Raw genomic sequence first — 16670 nt, forward strand, 5'->3', positions numbered from 1 at the left:
ACAAGATCGCGCAGGGGGATGCCGGTGGGCAGGGTGGACAGCCAGTAATCGGTGGGTTCGGGCTGGCCGACTGGCCATTCGGCGAGCAGCCAGCAGACGGGCAGGCTCCGGTCGGGGTTACGGNTGATGTTCCGGCCCGCGGGGCGGACCCGGAGCGCGAGGAAGCGGGACCGCATCCCCGCGGTCGGGTTGGCCGGGGTCCGGTGGGTGCCGTGACGCCAGGTCACAGACCGGCCNGNGCGGCGGCCGGCGGCCATGACCAGGGATTTCAGATCGCGGGGCGGGTCGGGGTAGGCGGGTGTGGGCCGCCGGCTGTTTNCCGGGNAGGGGGCGGNGACCGGCACCGCGTCGGCCGGGTAGGCGGTCGCGGTCGGCTTCACCGCCAGCACGTAGGGGATGTTCCGGTCGGTCAGCCCCTGGCGGAAGGCAGCGGCGTCGCCGTAGCCGGCGTCCGCCACGACCGGCCGCACAGGCATGCCCCAGCCGGCCAGTTCGTCGATCATGTCCAGGNCGAGCCGCCATTTCTCCCGGTGCCGCGCCTTGTCGGGGATCGCGGCCCGTTCCCGGGCCCGGGCGGCGGCGACCTCGGTCGGGTCGGTCAGGGTGGTGTCGTCCCAGCAGGTCGGGAGGAACAGCCGCCAGGCCACCGCGGCCGACGCCCAGTCGGTGACCGCGTGCACGGACACCCCGATCTGACAGTTCCCGACCTTGCCCAGGGTGCCGGAGTACATCCGGGCCACCCCGGGGGAGGCGGCCCGTCCTTCGGGAAAGCCGGTGTCGTCCACGACCAGCGCGACCGGGTCGCAGAACCCGGCCGCCCAGCCCGTCAGCCGCCGCCGGACCTGGCGGTAGTCCCAGGTCGAGCTGGTGACGAACTGCTGCAGCTNCTGAGGGTCCACNCCGAGGCGGGCGGCCATCGGGACCATGCTCTTGCGCTTGCCGTCGGTCAGCAGCCGTTGCATAAGAGCGCCCGATAGCGGCGCTCATGCCGCCTCACCTTGCGGTGAGGCACTCCCGGTCTGACCGGCCGGAGCCGTACCGGGTTCCCGTTTCCCAGCCGCCCGCCCCGCGGACGGGGTCTTACGGTCGGCTCCACGGGCGTTTACTGTCTCCGACGTACTGGCGGCGACGAGGTTGGACAGGTTGACCGCGGCGTTCAGGTCGCGGTCGCCTACCAGCCCGCAGGACTGGCAGGCGAAGATACGGTCCGACAGGGTGAGGCCTGGGTTTCGCCAGCCGCAGTCGGAACAGGTCTTCGAGCTTGGATACCAGCGGTCCGCGACACAGAAGTTCCAGCTCGCCCTGATGAACGGCCAAAAAATCCAGATGAAAACGACGGAATCCGCACCCGATGAATTAACGGAGGACGAAACTGCGGCATCGGTGGCCAGCCGCCCCCAGGACGCCGGCGGCCTCCAACACACGATCCATATTCTCGAAGGAGTAGCCGCTGACGGCAAAAATTGGATCCGCCGCATCGAGTCCGCATGACTATTCTCGGAATTCGCACATCATGCAAAATTCATCAGGCCGAGACTGGCAGCTACGGCGCTCCGTGCCATGGAAATCGAGGATGGGTCTCCTCCATCCACTCGCGGAAGCGACGGACCCGCTCCTGATGGTTCGCTTTTCGGGGCTTCGTGGCATCTGTGCACGGGCTTGACTCAGGAGCACCACACTTTGGGCACGCGACGAGCCTGGCCCGCTCGACGGTCACCGGATCAGAGGAGGACCCGCCTGCGCGCTGGCGCCACTCGTCACGCTGCCGTTCGTACTCGGCCAGGGCCACTCGATACCGACCCTCGTGGATGAGGGACACACGCGGTGCGGGTGGGATGTACGACGCAGGTGGCTTCCACTCCGGATCGTGCCCGATCTTGGCGATGATCCGCGAGATCGGACCGTCATAGTNACTTCCGACAGCGGTCACGGTGCCTTCGAAGGGTCCAGGACCATGGATCTTGGGACTGAGCCAGTTCTCGGGCAGGAGTACAAGGTCCCCCGGCACGAGGGGCTCAGCACCGTCCCACAGATGGGCATAGTTGCCCACCTTGACCTTCATCGCCACGACGGCCCTCCTCGTCTGGCTCTGCCGCTCCTCGGATCTAGGTGTCGCGCCGGTACGGTACCGACAGTGCGTGGGTATTCGCGCGCGTTTCGTAGCATTACCGACGGGAAGCAAGACATCCGAAGCACAGGCCGGAACTCGATCAACCAACGAACCACCTTGCAGCCATGATCGCAGTGGGCAAGGTCGAAGGTGGCGCGGTCGTACTTCGTCGCGATCGGTCCCCTGCCGGCCGAGCGGAGGTGCTGGGGCACGTTCGCGATCTCGTAGCGCCCCCGCTCACGCCTGGCGATCCGGCCACCGAGACGGGTGAAGGCCGCCTTGAACGCCAGCTCGACGTAGTGCGGCTGGAGCCTCTTGGCCCGGGCCTCATCCATCGCTGCGCGGAGCCGCTGGAGGTCGGCCTCGGCGAGGTGCTCTGAGGCGAGCGCCCGCTCGTCGAGCAGGTCCTTGAGGCCATCGCCGACGCTGGCGCCGATGACCTCGTGCATCTTCGCCTTCACGTCGGGGCGCTCGCCGTACTGGATGGCGTCGAGCAGGAGGGCGCGCAGCGGGGTCTCGGTGAAGGCTTCACCGAGGACGTCGAAGACCTTGCCGCCGTAATCCTGGCGCATCTGNTCGAGCTTGGCCAGTAAACGGGTGAAGACTTCACCCTCCCGCGTGTTGGAGGCCACGAGGTTCCACAGTCGGCAGACCTTGTCCTGGCCGATGCGGTGGATGCGGCCGAAGCGCTGCTCGATGCGGTTGGGATTCCACGGCAGGTCGTAGTTGACCATCAGATGGGCAGCCTGGAGGTTGAGGCCCTCCCCGGCCGCGTCGGTCGCCAGGAGGATCTGGACGTCGCGGTTCTTGGTGAATTCCTCGGTGATCTGGCGACGCTCGCCGCGGCGGACGCCGCCTGGATCGCCCTGACCGCGTCGGGCTTGCCGAGCAGCGAGNCGATCCTGGCCCGGAGGTAGTCGAGGGTGTCGCGGTGCTCGGTGAAGATGATGAGCTTGCGCGGCCAGCCGTTGGCGTCGGCGGTCAGCACCTCGTCCTGGAGGATGTTCGACAGCTCGGTCCACTTGCGGTCGGCGCCGGCGTCGCGGACGATCTTGGCGGTCTTCACCAGCTCGGCCAGCTCGATCAGCTCGGCGTTGAGTTCCTCGACGGTCTGCGCTGCGGTGGCGGCGTCGAGCAGGTCCTCCTCCAGCTCCTCGATCTCCTCGGCGTTGTACCCGTCCTCGTCGATCTCGCCCAGGTCGACGGTCGGCTCGGACTCGCGGTAGGTGCCGTTGAGGATCTCCTGCCGTTTGCCCTCCAGGCGCTCGGAACGGCGGACGAGGCTCTTGTAGATCGCCTCCGGGCTGGAGGCGAGTCGCCGCTGGAGAACGGTGAGCGCGAAGCCGACGGTGTTCTTGCGCTTGCCGCCGAGCCGGTCGGCCCGGTTCATCCCCTCGCGGACGTAGTGGGTGACGTCCGCGTAGAGGGCGTACTCCAACGCGGTCAGCTCGTAGGGAACGGTCTCGGCGACACGTTCGGGGAAGAGGTTCTTGCCCTCGAAGGTAAGCAGCTCCTCCTTGACCAGGCGGCGCATGATCCCGCTGGTGTCCGTGGTCTTCTTCTGCCGGCCCTCGAACCGGTCCCTGTCGAGCAGGGTGAGGAAGAGCTGGAAGTCCTCCTCCTTGCCCGAGTGCGGGGTCGCGGTCATCAGCAGCAGGTGGCGGGTGATCTCGCCGAGGAGCTCCCCGAGCTGGAAGCGCTTGGTCTTCTCCAGCTTGCCGCCGAAGTAGTGGGCGCCCATGCGGTGGGCCTCGTCGACGACGATCAGGTCCCACTCGGTCTCCCTGAGCTGGGCCCGGAGCTGCTCGTTGCGGGAGAGCTGATCCATTCGTGCGATGAGGAGCGGGTTGGTCTCGAAGACGTTGAGGTTGACCTGGGAGTCCATGAGCTGGTTGGTCAGCAGATCGAAACGGAGGCCGAACTTGAAGAAGAGCTCGTCCTGCCACTGCTCCACGAGCCCGCCGGGCGCGACGATGAGGCACTGCTTCACGTCGTCGCGCAGCAGCAGCTCCTTGAGGTAGAGGCCAGCCATAATCGTCTTGCCGGCGCCGGGGTCGTCGGCGAGCAGGAAGCGCAGCGGGGTACGCGGGAGCAGCTCGCCGTACACCGCGCGGATCTGGTGCGGGAGGGGCTGCACGTCGCTGGTGGCGACGGCGAGCATCGNGTCGAAGAGCCCGGCCAGCGAGATGCGCTGCGCCTCGGCCACGAGTTTGAAGTCGCTGGCGTTGGCATCGAAGGCGCGGCTGCCGGTCTGGGCGACGCTGAGCTTGTCCTGGTCCTTGCGGAACACGACCTGCTGGCCGAGGCCGCCGGCGGCGGTCTTGTAGGTCAGTTCGAGCGCGTCGGAACCGTGCCATTGCGCGGCAATGACCGTGACGACCTCGGCGGGGATGAGCCCGTCGACGCGCAGCCCTGGCTTGAGTCCTTCCAGCAGCACGACTGACCTCCCGATAGACAGCCGACCAACGCTACTGGAGCGGTCCGACAGTCCGATTCGCGGACCCGGATCCCGGCCACCGACACGCTGGCGGACCGGGGCGGGCTGCGCCCGCACCCCCGGCAGCCACGCCAGGCGCCAGCGACGGACCTGCCAGCTTCCTAATTCCGCAGGCACGCCGCTGTCCGGCGCAGAGACGGGATGGCGGTGGGCCGGGTTCGGAGTGGCAATCTTGGCCGCACTCGCCGAACTGGCTGCCGTCCTGCGGGACGAACACGCTAGCGACGATCCAGCCGTGGCGTCACCCTGTAAGAAGCGAGTAACGCAGACCGATGCCCACCGGAGACATCGGCAGGCGCGGAGGGGAGATCGCTCGATGTCGGCACAGATACTCACGCTGGATGGCGAACGGCAGACGCTCTCGGACGAGACGGTCGAGGAGATTCGCGCGATCTTCCGCGGGCAGGTTCTGACGTCGGACGACCTGGGGTATGACGACATCCGGGTCGTCCAGAACGCCATGCTCGACCGCAGACCCGGTCTGATCATCCGATGCACCGGCACCGCCGACGTCGTCGACGCCGTCAGCCTCGCCTACAAGCGGGACCTGCTCGTCGCTGTCCGCGGCGGCGGCCACAGCATCGCCGGGACCTGCACGGCCGACGACAGTTTGATGATCGATCTGTCGATGATGCGGGGTGTCTGGGTCGACCCGGATCAGCGACGTGTGCGGGTGGCGGGTGGTGCGACCTGGGGCGACGTCGACCGTGAGACGCAGCTGTACGGGCTCGCGGTACCTGGCGGGGTCGTGTCGACCACGGGCGTCGCGGGTCTGACACTCGGTGGCGGAATCGGCTGGCTCCACCGCAAGTACGGTCTGGCCTGTGATGCGCTGCGCGCCGCCGAGGTCGTGACAGCCAGCGGCAAGATCATACGGTGCGACGGGACCGAACATGAGGACCTGTTCTGGGCGTTGCGTGGCGGGAGCGGCAACTTCGGTGTGGTGGTGTCCTTCGAGTTCGAGGCCTGTCCGTTGGGCCCGATGGTCTGGAATAGCATGATCGTTCACCCGGTCGATGCCGTTACCGAGGTGCTTTCCCGCTGGCAGGACTGGACGTCCACCGTCCCTGACGAGGTCACCAGCCGTGCCCTCCTGTGGTCGCTGCCGGATGCACCGACGCTCCCGCCCGCCGTGCACAACCGCGACGTGCTCATCACGGCCGCCCTGTATGCCGGCACCCCGGACGAGGGTCAGCGAGCGTGCCGGGCGCTTTCCGGGTTTGGCGCGCCGCTTGCCGATATGAGCCAGGCCCGGTCGTACCGGACAGCGCAATCCTCCCTCGATCCCTTCTTCCCCAAGGGTGGGCTCCAGAGTTACTGGAAGTCCGTCTACCTGGACAGACTCGATGAGGACGCGACCACGTTCGTGGCGCGCATCAGCCACGACCGCCCGCACCCGACGACGATGGTGCACCTGCCTCTCCTGGGAGGGGCCATGTCACGTGTAGGGACAACCGAAACCGCGTTCGGTGACCGCAGCGCTCGGTACCTGCTGAGCATCGACGGAAACTGGCTGGACCCCGCCGAAGACGACGCAAACATCCGCTGGGTGCGCAATGCCTACGGCGAGGCCGTCAGGCTTCGGGCCGCATCGGGCACTTACCTCAACTTCGGCGGCGACGCGGATCTCGACGACGCCGACCGGGCACGGGCCTGGGGGCGCAACGTCGAGCGGCTGCGGCGAGTGAAGCGCACCTATGACCCGGAGAACCGCTTCCGGCTCAACCCCAACATCCCCCCCGCCGAAAGCTGAGCCGGCGCTGGGGCTGGGGCTGGGGCTGATGATCGTCCCCACCTTTCGGGCGATCTCCTCACGCATCTGACGGATCGACGCCACCGCATCACTGTCCGCGAGAATCTCCAGGGTCTCCTGTAGGCTCTCCCGCTCGTCCACCGAGACGACCGGCCAGGCTCGCTGGCGCGCCGTGGCCCACACGGCGCACAGTTCTTCATCCTCGGTCGTGGGCGAGGCGGACGTTGTAACGGGCATCCGAGGCTTGGCGTTCCGTCCCCGCGCGAGCGCACAAGGACGGAACACTTGTCTCTAAAAGATCTCCTCACCGACCGCAGGGATTCCTGCGATCGATGCCTGTTTTATTGGAATCTCAGCGACAGACCCTGACCGTGCGCGGGGGAATCCAGGTCCGGTGTCCATGCCTCCAGACCCAGTGACCGCTCATATGGCGCCAATAACAATGTACATCACTGCGATGGACCGCGCCAGGCGCGCTTCTCGGCGGAGAAGCCATCGAAGGAGCCGCAGACAAAATTGTCCCGAGCGCAACGATCACAACCATCAGAAAATACTTCGGGCTTTTCCTGAGCGCCATTTCCGCCCCCTCTAGTGTCGCACCGCCATCTCCTCGGGGAAGTTCCCCACTGGATTGCGAGCCAGAGATACCCCCGCCATCGGGCTCTAATCCTTTCACCAATGACGTGAATCGCAGCAATCTCCAACGTAATCGACGGCGATTTGCTGTGATCGATAGTTCATGGTTTGTGACCTACTGGGTAGGTAGAAGCAGAGCCGGTGTCCGGCGGCGAGCATGTCGATCAGTTCGCGGAGTAGGTGAGGCATCGAGGTGCTGGTCCAGGCCTGCCAGACTCGGCCGTCGCTTCAGCCACCGACGNCCCCGCAGACTCCCGTCTTCCCCAGCAGTGTCACTGGTAGCCGGTCACCCGCCGTTCACGCGGTAGCATGGTGGGCGATACTGGGCGGTGTGACGAGCGACGGACAGACCGGGCCGGCAGCCGGCGGTGATGCGCCGCCCCGGCAGCCGTTCGCGCACCTGAGCGCCCCCAACGCGGACGTCTACCGGGAGGTGCTGACGACGTTCGCGCGGGCGCGGGACCGGTTCATCGTCCACATGCGCCCCGAGGACGTGATCGCGGATCTGGGGCGGCCGGGGCAGACCGAGTCGATCGTCGCCGCGCTGGACAAGCTCGTTGAGTGGGGCAACCTGCGGGCCGACCCGGACACCGGCCGGGTGACCACGGTGGCGGACTTCCACCGGGCGCGCTACCTGTACCAGCTGACCCCGGCCGGGCAGGCGGCCGAGGAGGCGATCGCCGTCTACGAGGTGGCGATCGGCCGCCGGGGCGCCCTGCAGTCGGTGGCGCTGGAGGACATCGCCGCCCAGCTGCGCGCCCTGGTGGAGATGACGGCCGGCGACGCCGCCGATCTCGACCCGGCGAAGGTACACCTGCTGCTGCTGGGGCTGGCGGAGCGGTTCACCGGACTGGCCGACAACGCTCAGGCGTTCATGACGTCCCTCCGCCGAGTGATCGACTTCTCGGACGGTGACGTGGACGCGTTCCTCGCCTACAAGCAACGGCTCATCGACTACATCAACCGGTTCATCGCCGAGCTGGCGAACCGGGGCGCGGAGATCGCCACCCTGCTGGGTCAGGTCGAGGGGGCCGGCGTCGAACGCCTGCTGCTACTCGCGGCCCGTCGGGAGGCGACCGACGCCGTGCCCGACGTGCCCGAGGTATCCGGCTCCGGGGCATCCGGCTCCGGGGCATCCGGCTCCGGGGCATCCGATTCCGGCCGGACCGGAGCCGGGCGAACCGACGCTGAGCGGATTCGGACCGCCTACGACGCCGCGGTCGCCGCGGCCCTGGACGGCTGGCGCAACCGCTGGCGCGGCCTGCACGACTGGTTCGTGTCGGCGGATTCACGCCGTCCCTCCCAGGCACGGTTGTTGCGGGGCGCGGCTATCACCGCGATCACCCAGCTCATCGATACCGTCGCCGCACTCAACGAGCGCCGTACCGGCCGTTCGGACCGGTCGGCGGACTTCCGCACGCTCGCTCGCTGGTTTGCCGAGGCTCCTGACGACGCGGCGGCCCACCGGCTGTGGCGGGCCGCATTCGGCCTGGCCTCGGCCCGGCATCTCACCGTCAGCCAGGAGACCGTCGCCGCCTGGCAGGAGGACGAGCCGACACCGAACACGCCGTGGCAGGATGCGCCGCCGATGCGGATCAGCCCGCAGCTACGCCGGACCGGTTCCTACGAGCGGCGCGGAACGCCGAACCGGGTCACGGACCGCGCGCGGCAGCGGCGGCTGCTCGCCGAGCAGGCCGCGCGGGAGGCGGAGCAGGCCGCGTCCGCTCGGGCCCGGCTCGCCACCGACGGGCCAGTGCTGCTGTCCCAGCTCGGCGTCCTGGACCGGCAGGCGTTCCGGCTGTTCCTCGGCCTGCTCGGGGACGCGCTCGCCGCCAGGCTGGCGGGCGATACCGAGGTGGAGACCACGTCCAGCGACGGCACGGTCCTGATCCGCCTCACCCTCGTCCCCGGCGGGGGGGTGGCGCGGATCGAGACCGAGGATGGCGTCCTGGACGGCCCGGAACACACCGTCGAGATCGTCGACCTGGCCGGTGCGGCATCGCGTCCGGCGGCCTGGAACGACCTGAACGACCTGAACGACTGGAGCGACTCGAACGACAGGAATGACCGAAACCGGCAAAACGATCTGAATGGCCGGATGGACGGCCTCGCTCCGGTCGTACTCGCCGGTGGGCCGGACCGGCTCGAGCTGCTGGAGACCGGACGGGTGTCCGGATGACGGCGGACTCGGTCGCCGAGGAGAACCGGGCCGCGCGGCGCAGGGCCCTGCGCGCGCTGCTGGCCGGGCCGCTACGCACCGCCGGCGCGGACGACGAGGTCCTGCGGCTGGTCCGCCGGCACGCGTCCGAGCTGCGCGAGTGGCTCGCCGCCGAAACCGGCTGGCGGCTGGTCGTCGACGCCGAATCGGCGCGGCTGTTCAAGACGGCGGCGACCATCCAGGACGACACGCACCCGGCGCGGGAGGGGAAGGGCCGAGCGCCGTTCGGGCGGCGCCGCTACGTCCTGCTGTGCCTCGCGCTGTCAGTGCTGGAGGGGGCGGACACCCAGATCACCCTCGGCCGGTTGGCCGAAGGGGTGCTGGTCGCGGCGAGCGACCCGGAACTGGCCCGCACCGGGGTCACCTTCACCCTCAGCCGCCGGGACGAACGTTCCGACCTCGTGGCGGTGGTCCGGCTGCTGCTCACGCTCGGCGTGCTGGATCGGGTCGCCGGCGAGGAGGACGCCTATCTGCGCGACAGCGGCGACGCGTTGTACGACGTACGCCGCAGGGTGCTCGCGTCGCTGCTGACCGGTACCCGCGGCCCGTCGACCATCGACGCCGACGACATCGGGGCGCGGCTCGCCGAGCTGACCCACGAGCCCGTCCCCGACACCGACGACCTGCGCAACCGGTCGCTTCGCCGCCGGTTGACCCGCCGGCTGCTCGATGATCCCGTCGTCTATTACGACGAGCTCGCCGAGGACGAGCGCGCCTACCTGATCAGCCAGCGCCGGGCGATCACCAGACGGATCGAGGACGCCACCGGTCTGATCGCCGAGATGCGCGCGGAGGGAATCGCGATGGTCGACCCCGACGACGAGCTCACCGACGTACGGATGCCGGAACAGCGCACCGACGGCCACGTGACCCTGCTAGTCGCCGAGTATCTCGCCACCCGGCCGGATCCCGCGGAGCCGGTGCCGGTCGGCCGGCTGCGTGGATACGTTCGGAAGATGGCGGCCGAGCATTCCACCTACTGGCGGCGGGGCGTCACCGAACCGGGTGCCGACGCCGAGCTGCTCGCCATGGCGCTGGACAAGCTGCGCGCGCTGCGGCTGGTCACGGACGTGCCGGGCCGGGCCGGCGAGCCGCCGGCAGTGCTCGCCCGGCCCGCGATCGCGCGCTACGCCGTCGAGGCGCCGACGATCCACGACGGCCGGGCGGGCGGCGCCGGCCCGGTCAGAAGCGGTCCGGCCAGAAGGAAGAAGACGAGCCGCCGATGAGCACCTCGACCCGCATGCCCGCGACACCGGCACCGGCCTCGATTCCCGCACCGGCACCGGCGTCGGCCTCGATTCCCGTACCGGCCCGGGAGGACCGCTGGCAGCCGCTGCGCGCCGGCCTGGTCGACCTCTTCTACTACGACGTGGAAGAGTTCCACTTCCACGACGGGCGGCTGCTGCTGCGGGGCAACAACGGTACCGGCAAGTCGAAGGTCCTGGCGCTGACGCTGCCGTTCCTGCTGGACGGCGAGCTGGCCGCGCACCGGGTCGAACCGGACGGTGACCGCAACAAGCGGATGGAATGGAACCTGCTGCTGGGCGGCCGGCATCCGCATCCCGAGCGGCTCGGCTACACCTGGCTGGAGTTCGGCCGGCTGGGCGGTGACGGCATCCCCGAGTACCGCACGATCGGGGCCGGCCTGAAGGCGGTCAGCGGGCGCGGCATCGTCCGGCACTGGTTCTTCGTGACCCGCCAGCGGATCGGTCCGCAGCTGTCCCTGGTCAGCCCGACCCGGGTGCCACTGACCAGGGACAAACTGAAAGAAGCCGTCGACGGCCACGGCGCGGTGTACGACACCGCGTCGGACTACCGCCGTGCCGTGGACGAAGCGCTGTTCGGTCTCGGCGGGCACCGGNACGAGGCCCTGGTCAACCTCCTGATCCAGCTACGCCAGCCGCAACTGTCCAAGAAGCCCGACGAGAAGCTGCTCTCCCGGGCGCTCACCGAGGCGTTGCCGCCGCTGGACCCCGCGCTCGTGGTCATCGTGGCCGAGGCGTTCCGGGGTCTGGACGAGGAACGGGAGACGCTGCGCGCCCTCGCCGAGGCGGAAACGGCTGCGCAGGCATTCCTGACCCATTACCGCCGGTACGCCCGAGTGGCCGCGAAGCGGTACGCCGCGCCGCCGCGGCAGGCGCACAGCCGCTACGAGCAGCACGGGCGGGATCTCGCCGAGGCCGACGCCGCGCATCAGGCGGCGGTCGAGGCCCTGACGGCCGCGCAGCAGGCGCTCACCGAGGTGGAGGAGGCGAAGGCCACACTGACCGCCCGGCGGGACGCGCTGCGGGACAGCCCGGAGATGCGCGACGCGGCGGCGCTGCGGGGCGCCGAGGAGGATGCCGGGCGGCTCGCCCGGTTCGCCGCCCAGCGGGAGCGGGACAGCCGGGCCGCGGCCGAGGCTGCCGGCGACCGGAAGCGCCGGCTCACGGGTGCGGAACGCACGGTCCAGGCCGACGCGGCGGGCTTCGACGCCGCGGTCCGGGCCGCCGGGCTGGCGGCCGAGGCCGCCCTGGTCACCGGCCGGCACGCCGCGGTACTCACCGAGCTGGACGGCGGGGAACCGCCGTACCGCGACGCCCGGCGATCCGCCGAGGCCCTGGTCGGGCAGCAGGGCACCGCCGTGAACCGTCTCGACGGGTTGCTGCGCGCGGCGGCCGACGCCGGCGTGGCGCTGCGCGCGGCCCGGGACGACCTGGACCGGATCACTGCCGAGCAGCAGGCCGCCGCCGAGCGGATCGCGGCGGCCGAGGACCTGACCGCCCAGCGCGGGGCGGGCCTCGTCGTGGCCTGCACGGCCTACCTGGCCGGCTGCGCGTACCTGCGGCCGGCCGACCCGGACGCCGCGCTGGCGGCCCTGGCCGGCTGGGTGGACACACTCGACGGGTCCAACCCGGTCGCCACCGCGGTGGACGGGGCGGCGCGGCTGGCCACCGCCGACCTCGGGCGCCGGCAGGCCGTCCTCGACGGCGAGCAGACGGCCGCCCGGCGGGAACTCGAACGGCTCGCCGAGGAGATCGAGCGGCTGGCGGCCGGTGGCCACGACTCGCCGCCGGCCCCGCACACCCGCGACGAGCACGGGCGGGACGGCCGGGACGGCGCCCCGCTGTGGAAGGTCGTCGACTTCGTCGACGGCGTGCCCGACGAGCACCGGGCCGGAATCGAGGCGGCGCTGGAGGCCGCCGGGATCCTCGACGCCTGGGTCGGCCCGGACGGGCGGCTGCACGACCCCGTCAGCGACGACGTTCTGGTCACGCCCGGGCGGCCGGCGCCGGGGGGTGGGCTGGCCGCGGTGCTCACGCCGGCGATCGACCGCGACGACGCACGCGCGGCCCGGCTGAGCGACACCGCGGTCGCCGCCGTCCTCGCGACGATCGGCCTGCGCGGCGGGCCCGGCCCGGCCGGCGGCTCCTTGGTCCACGGGCCGGCGGCCAACGGGACGACGGCCAACGGGACGACGGCCAACAGGACCTCGGGCACCGAGACCTGGGTCACCGTGGACGGCCGGTTCGGTAACGGGGTCCTGACCGGCGGTTGGCGCAAGGAAACCGCCGGCTACATCGGTGAGGGTGCCCGCGAGGCGGCCAGGCGGGTCCGGCTCGACCACCTGCGCGCCGATGCGACCCGGATCGAGCTACGGCTCGAAGAGCTGGCCGCGGCCGCCGCGGAGCTGGCCGACCGGCAGCTCTCGCTGGCCGCCGAGCACGGGGCCCGGCCCTCCGACGGCGACCTGCGCGAGGCGCACGCGCAGCTGGCCACGGAGCACAAGGCCAAGCGGCGGATCGACGCCCAGCACCAGGAGGCGGCCGCTGTCGCGGCCCGCCGGCAGCAGGCCGCGGGTGAGGCGCGGGCGGCGGCCGAGGAGTTCGCCGGCGACGTGCGCCTGCCCGCGGAGCCGGCCGCGCTGGCCGACGTCCGGGACGCCCTGGGTGACTACCGGGCGGAGCTGGCCGCGCTGTGGCCGGCGGCGGAATCGCTGGACCGGTCCCGCCGCGCGGCGACCGAGGCGGAACACGAACTCACCCTCGCGCTGGAACGCCAGGAACAGACCGCCGAGGCGGTCGCCGAGGCGCAGACGCAGGCCGACGCGGCCGCCGAACGTCACCGGGTCCTGGTCGAGACGGCCGGCGCCGCCGTCGACGAACTGTTCCGCAAACTGGCCGCCGTCGACACCGAACTCGACCGGTGCGGGCAGCGGGAGAAGCAGGCCCGGGCCGCCGAACGGGATGCGCTCGACGCCCGGGGCCGGGCTCACGGCCGGCGTGAGACGTTGCGGGAGGCGATCACCACCGCCGCGGCCGAACGCGAGGCGGCTGTCGCGAGGCTCCGGGCGTTCGCGGCCACCGGCCTGCTCGCGGTCGCCGTCCCGGACCTGGAGATCCCGGACCCGGCTGCCGGCTGGGCACCGTACCCCGCGATCACGCTCGCCCGGGCGGTCAACGCCGCCCTCGACGACGTCGACGACACCGACCGCCGGTGGGAGCTGGCGCAGCAGCGGGTGTCGGCCGAGCACAAGGTTCTCACCGACGCGCTGTCCCGGCACGGCCACTCGGTCGGGATGGTCGTCTCCGACGGCGTGATCGTGGTCGACGTCCTGTTCCAGGGCCGCAAGCAGGACATCCCGGCCCTGGTCGCCGCGTTGGAGACGGAGACCGGGCAGCGGGCGATGCTGCTGTCCGCGAAGGAACGCGAGATCCTGGAGAACCACCTTGTGAACGAGGTGGCCGGCGCCCTGCAGGAACTGATCAGCGACGCCGAGGGCCAGGTTCGCCGGATCAACACGGACCTCGCGCAGCGGCCCACGTCGACCGGCATGCGGCTGCGGTTGCAGTGGCGGGTCGCGCGCAGCGCCCCCGAGGGGCTCGGCGCGGTGCGCGACCGGTTGCTGCGGCAGACGGCCGACGCCTGGAGCCCCGCCGAGCGGACCGCCGTCGGCGCGTTCCTCCAGGAGGAGATCAACCGGGAGCACAGCGCGGACACCACCGGCGGATGGGCCGAGCAGTTGACCCGTGCCCTGGACTACCGCGACTGGCACGAGTTCGCTGTGCAGCGGTTCCAGGACGGTCAGTGGCGGCCGGCGAGCGGTCCGGCGTCCGGTGGTGAGCGGGTGCTCGCGGCGTCGGTGCCGCTGTTCGCAGCTGCCTCGTCGTTCTACGACTCCTCCGGCAACCGGCACGCACCCCGCCTGGTCGCCCTGGACGAGGCGTTCGCCGGAGTGGACGACGACTCGCGGGCCAAGTGCCTGGGTCTGCTCGCCGCGTTCGACCTCGATGTGGTGATGACCAGCGAGCGCGAGTGGGGCTGCTACCCGCAGGTTCCCGGCCTGGCGATCGCGCAGCTGTCCCGCCGGGACGGCATCGATGCCGTGCTCGTCACGCCGTGGCGGTGGGACGGGCACGAGCGCACCCGCGTCGACCGGCCGGTGCCCTACCAGCCCGAGCGGCCCGACCAACCCGACCAGCCCCAGCTACTCGACCAGCCCGACCAACCCGACCAGCCCCAGCCGCTCCGTCCGGCGCAGAGCGGCAACACCGAGCCCCTGCCGTTCGAGTGAGCGCGTCGTCGACCGGGGCCTCCCGCGGTACGGAAGCCGCCCGCGATGTGGAACGGCTGCGTCGTCTGCTGGGCGGTGAGCACACGGCGTGGCTGCTCGACCGGGTGCGGCGCAGGATCGAGCTGGGCCGGCCGCTCACCGGGACGGTCACCCTCGGCCGGGCCAGCGCGGACCAGCGGCGGGGGGTCGAGCGGCTGCTGGGCCGCCGGGCCGGCACCGGCGCCTCGCTGTCCGTGTCGTTGGACGAGGTCGACGCGGTGCTGCGGTCCAGCGGCGCCGCGCCGGACGGACTCGCCGCCGCCGTCCGCCAGCTCACCGGGGATGTCACGGAGCGGGCGNAGCTGGCCGCGGCGCAGTCACGAGCCTGGGCGCAGGCGCACCAGCCCCTGGACGACCTCCTCGCCCGGCGCCCCGAACTCACCCCCTGGCGGTCCTGGCTGGACAGCACCGGCCTGCTGCGCCGGCTGGCTGGCACCCCGGACGCGGCGGGGCCGCTGGCCGCCGACCTGCTCCGGGTGCTCGACGCGTTGCCCTCACCCGGCGTGGCGCTGGGCCGGCTGGCCGCCACCAGCACCGGTGACGCGCACGCGCTCGACGACGGCCGGCCGCTGGCGACGCTGGCCCTGGCGGCGGCCCGGGTACTGGGCGGATCCCACCCGGCGGGTGACGGCTCGGCCGCGGGCCGTCGCGCCGCGTGGGCCGCTGTCGGGGTGCACCGTGACGAACTGTCGTCCACGGTGCTCTGCCTGGGTCTGCCGGGCGGGGCGGACAGCCCGACCGGCCGGATCCTGGCCATCTGTCGCGAGGCGGGGGAGCCCTGCGTGCTCACTCTGCGCCAGGTCGGCCCGGGCCAGGACCGCGGCGACCTCGGGGTGGGCCTCGGAGTGGTGTACCTGTGCGAGAATCCGATCGTGCTGGCCAGCGCCGCCGACGAGCTGGCGGGCCGCACCCCGCCGCTGGTGTGCGTGAACGGCCAGCCGTCGGCCGCCGTCATCAGCCTGCTCGCGGCGCTCGCCGGCCAGGGCGCGCGGTTTGCCTACCATGGCGACTTCGACTGGGGCGGCATCCGCATCGCCAACGGCCTGCGGGAACGGATCGGCTGGCGGCCATGGCGTTTCGACGCCCGGTCCTATCAGGCGGCGCTGACCACGGTGACCGGCGGCGAGCTGGTTGGCCGGCCGGTCGACGCGGCCTGGGACCCCGACCTGCGCCCCGCGCTGGAGCACCATGCGATCAGAGTGGACGAGGAACTCGTCCTCGCCGAGCTGATCAACGACCTCGGCGCCCCACACGCCTGGTAACACTCGATAACACTCGGTAGATAAAGGCCAGGCGCTCAAGGGTGCGGCCGGTAGAGTCCCGGCGACACGCGCGGGCAGCAGGTCGGCAACCTCGCTCGTCCGGGCGCCATGGCCGGTGAGAGCAGCGGTGATCGTCTGGTCTTCGTCAACGACGACCAGCGGCGCCCGGTGCGGCAGGCGCATACTGGAGGCGATGACCAAGTCAGCGCTACCCAGGCCCCGTCTGTCCACCAGCCCCTTCAAGGCCCCGGTCACCCCGCCGTGCAAGCGGTTCGCCGTAGGAGACCGGGTCACCCACGACATGTACGGTCTCGGCCAGGTAACCGGGGTCGAAGCAGAAGTCGCCGTCCTCGTCGATTTCGGTTCCCAGCAGGAACGCATTCTGAGCCCGTTCAGCAAGATGTCCCGTCTCTGACGCCGTGAGGCTTCGATTCGCGGAACCCGAAGACGCCACGTAGGCGGCGGAAGGTCCCGCGGAGAAGCCTGTCACCGCCCTGACGTCCTACCCCTCGTTCCACTCGGCAGCCCCACCCCGAAAGCGAGACATCTCATCGCCACCGCCTCGATCCCCCTCTTCTCCGCGTCGGAGCCGCCGCGCTCT

At 71.0% G+C, this 16670-nt stretch carries 8 protein-coding genes and 2 pseudogenes; 7 read left to right on the forward strand and 3 right to left on the reverse strand.

The genetic code is table 11. The features are described 5' to 3' along the window. Together ALLO2_RS18200 and ALLO2_RS24860 are read right to left on the reverse strand one after the other, a co-directional pair. Positions 1-962: IS701 family transposase (locus ALLO2_RS18200; protein WP_035733704.1), on the reverse strand; the 962-nt coding region annotated here is incomplete at its 3' end. 21 nt (positions 963-983) lie between these two features. After that, positions 984-1283: pseudogene (locus ALLO2_RS24860) on the reverse strand (zinc ribbon domain-containing protein); the annotation flags it as partial. Between ALLO2_RS24860 and ALLO2_RS27440 the strand changes: the two are divergent. After that, complete coding sequence (locus tag ALLO2_RS27440) at positions 1216-1491, forward strand: hypothetical protein (RefSeq protein WP_175455954.1); 276 nt, start codon at positions 1216-1218, stop codon at positions 1489-1491. The pseudogene ALLO2_RS24860 and the gene ALLO2_RS27440 overlap by 68 nt on opposite strands. A gap of 753 nt (positions 1492-2244) precedes the next feature. Here the strand turns inward: ALLO2_RS27440 and ALLO2_RS18215 are convergent. Continuing rightward, a pseudogene (locus ALLO2_RS18215) lies at positions 2245-4547 on the reverse strand (DEAD/DEAH box helicase); the annotation flags it as partial. A gap of 376 nt (positions 4548-4923) precedes the next feature. On the opposite strand from ALLO2_RS18215, the gene ALLO2_RS18220 reads away from it, so the two are divergent. The 6 genes from ALLO2_RS18220 to ALLO2_RS18245 all read left to right on the forward strand — a co-directional run bounded on the left by ALLO2_RS18220 (position 4924) and on the right by ALLO2_RS18245 (position 16484). Continuing rightward, positions 4924-6360, forward strand: coding sequence for an FAD-binding oxidoreductase (locus ALLO2_RS18220; RefSeq protein WP_023841582.1), 1437 nt, complete (start codon positions 4924-4926; stop codon positions 6358-6360). A gap of 967 nt (positions 6361-7327) precedes the next feature. After that, positions 7328-9175, forward strand: a complete 1848-nt coding sequence (locus tag ALLO2_RS18225; RefSeq protein WP_232235187.1) for a TIGR02677 family protein — start codon at positions 7328-7330, stop codon at positions 9173-9175. Beyond that, positions 9172-10440: a TIGR02678 family protein gene (locus ALLO2_RS18230; RefSeq protein WP_011435533.1), complete on the forward strand. Its 1269-nt coding sequence runs from the start codon at positions 9172-9174 to the stop codon at positions 10438-10440. Before ALLO2_RS18225 ends, ALLO2_RS18230 begins: the two co-directional genes overlap by 4 nt. After that, complete coding sequence (locus tag ALLO2_RS18235) at positions 10437-14768, forward strand: TIGR02680 family protein (protein WP_157493460.1); 4332 nt, start codon at positions 10437-10439, stop codon at positions 14766-14768. The genes ALLO2_RS18230 and ALLO2_RS18235 overlap by 4 nt, the downstream gene beginning before the upstream one ends. Continuing rightward, positions 14765-16069 (forward strand): TIGR02679 family protein, encoded by a 1305-nt coding sequence (locus ALLO2_RS18240; protein ID WP_051875381.1) that lies wholly within the window; start codon positions 14765-14767, stop codon positions 16067-16069. Before ALLO2_RS18235 ends, ALLO2_RS18240 begins: the two co-directional genes overlap by 4 nt. Positions 16070-16262: 193 nt before the next feature. Continuing rightward, a complete protein-coding gene (locus tag ALLO2_RS18245; RefSeq protein WP_035733742.1) occupies positions 16263-16484 on the forward strand; it encodes a hypothetical protein in 222 nt (73 codons plus the stop codon). The last annotated feature ends 186 nt before the right edge of the window (positions 16485-16670 follow it).

Origin of the sequence: Frankia sp. Allo2 (genome assembly GCF_000733325.1) — a bacterium.
GTDB classification, from domain to species: domain Bacteria; phylum Actinomycetota; class Actinomycetes; order Frankiales; family Frankiaceae; genus Frankia; species Frankia casuarinae.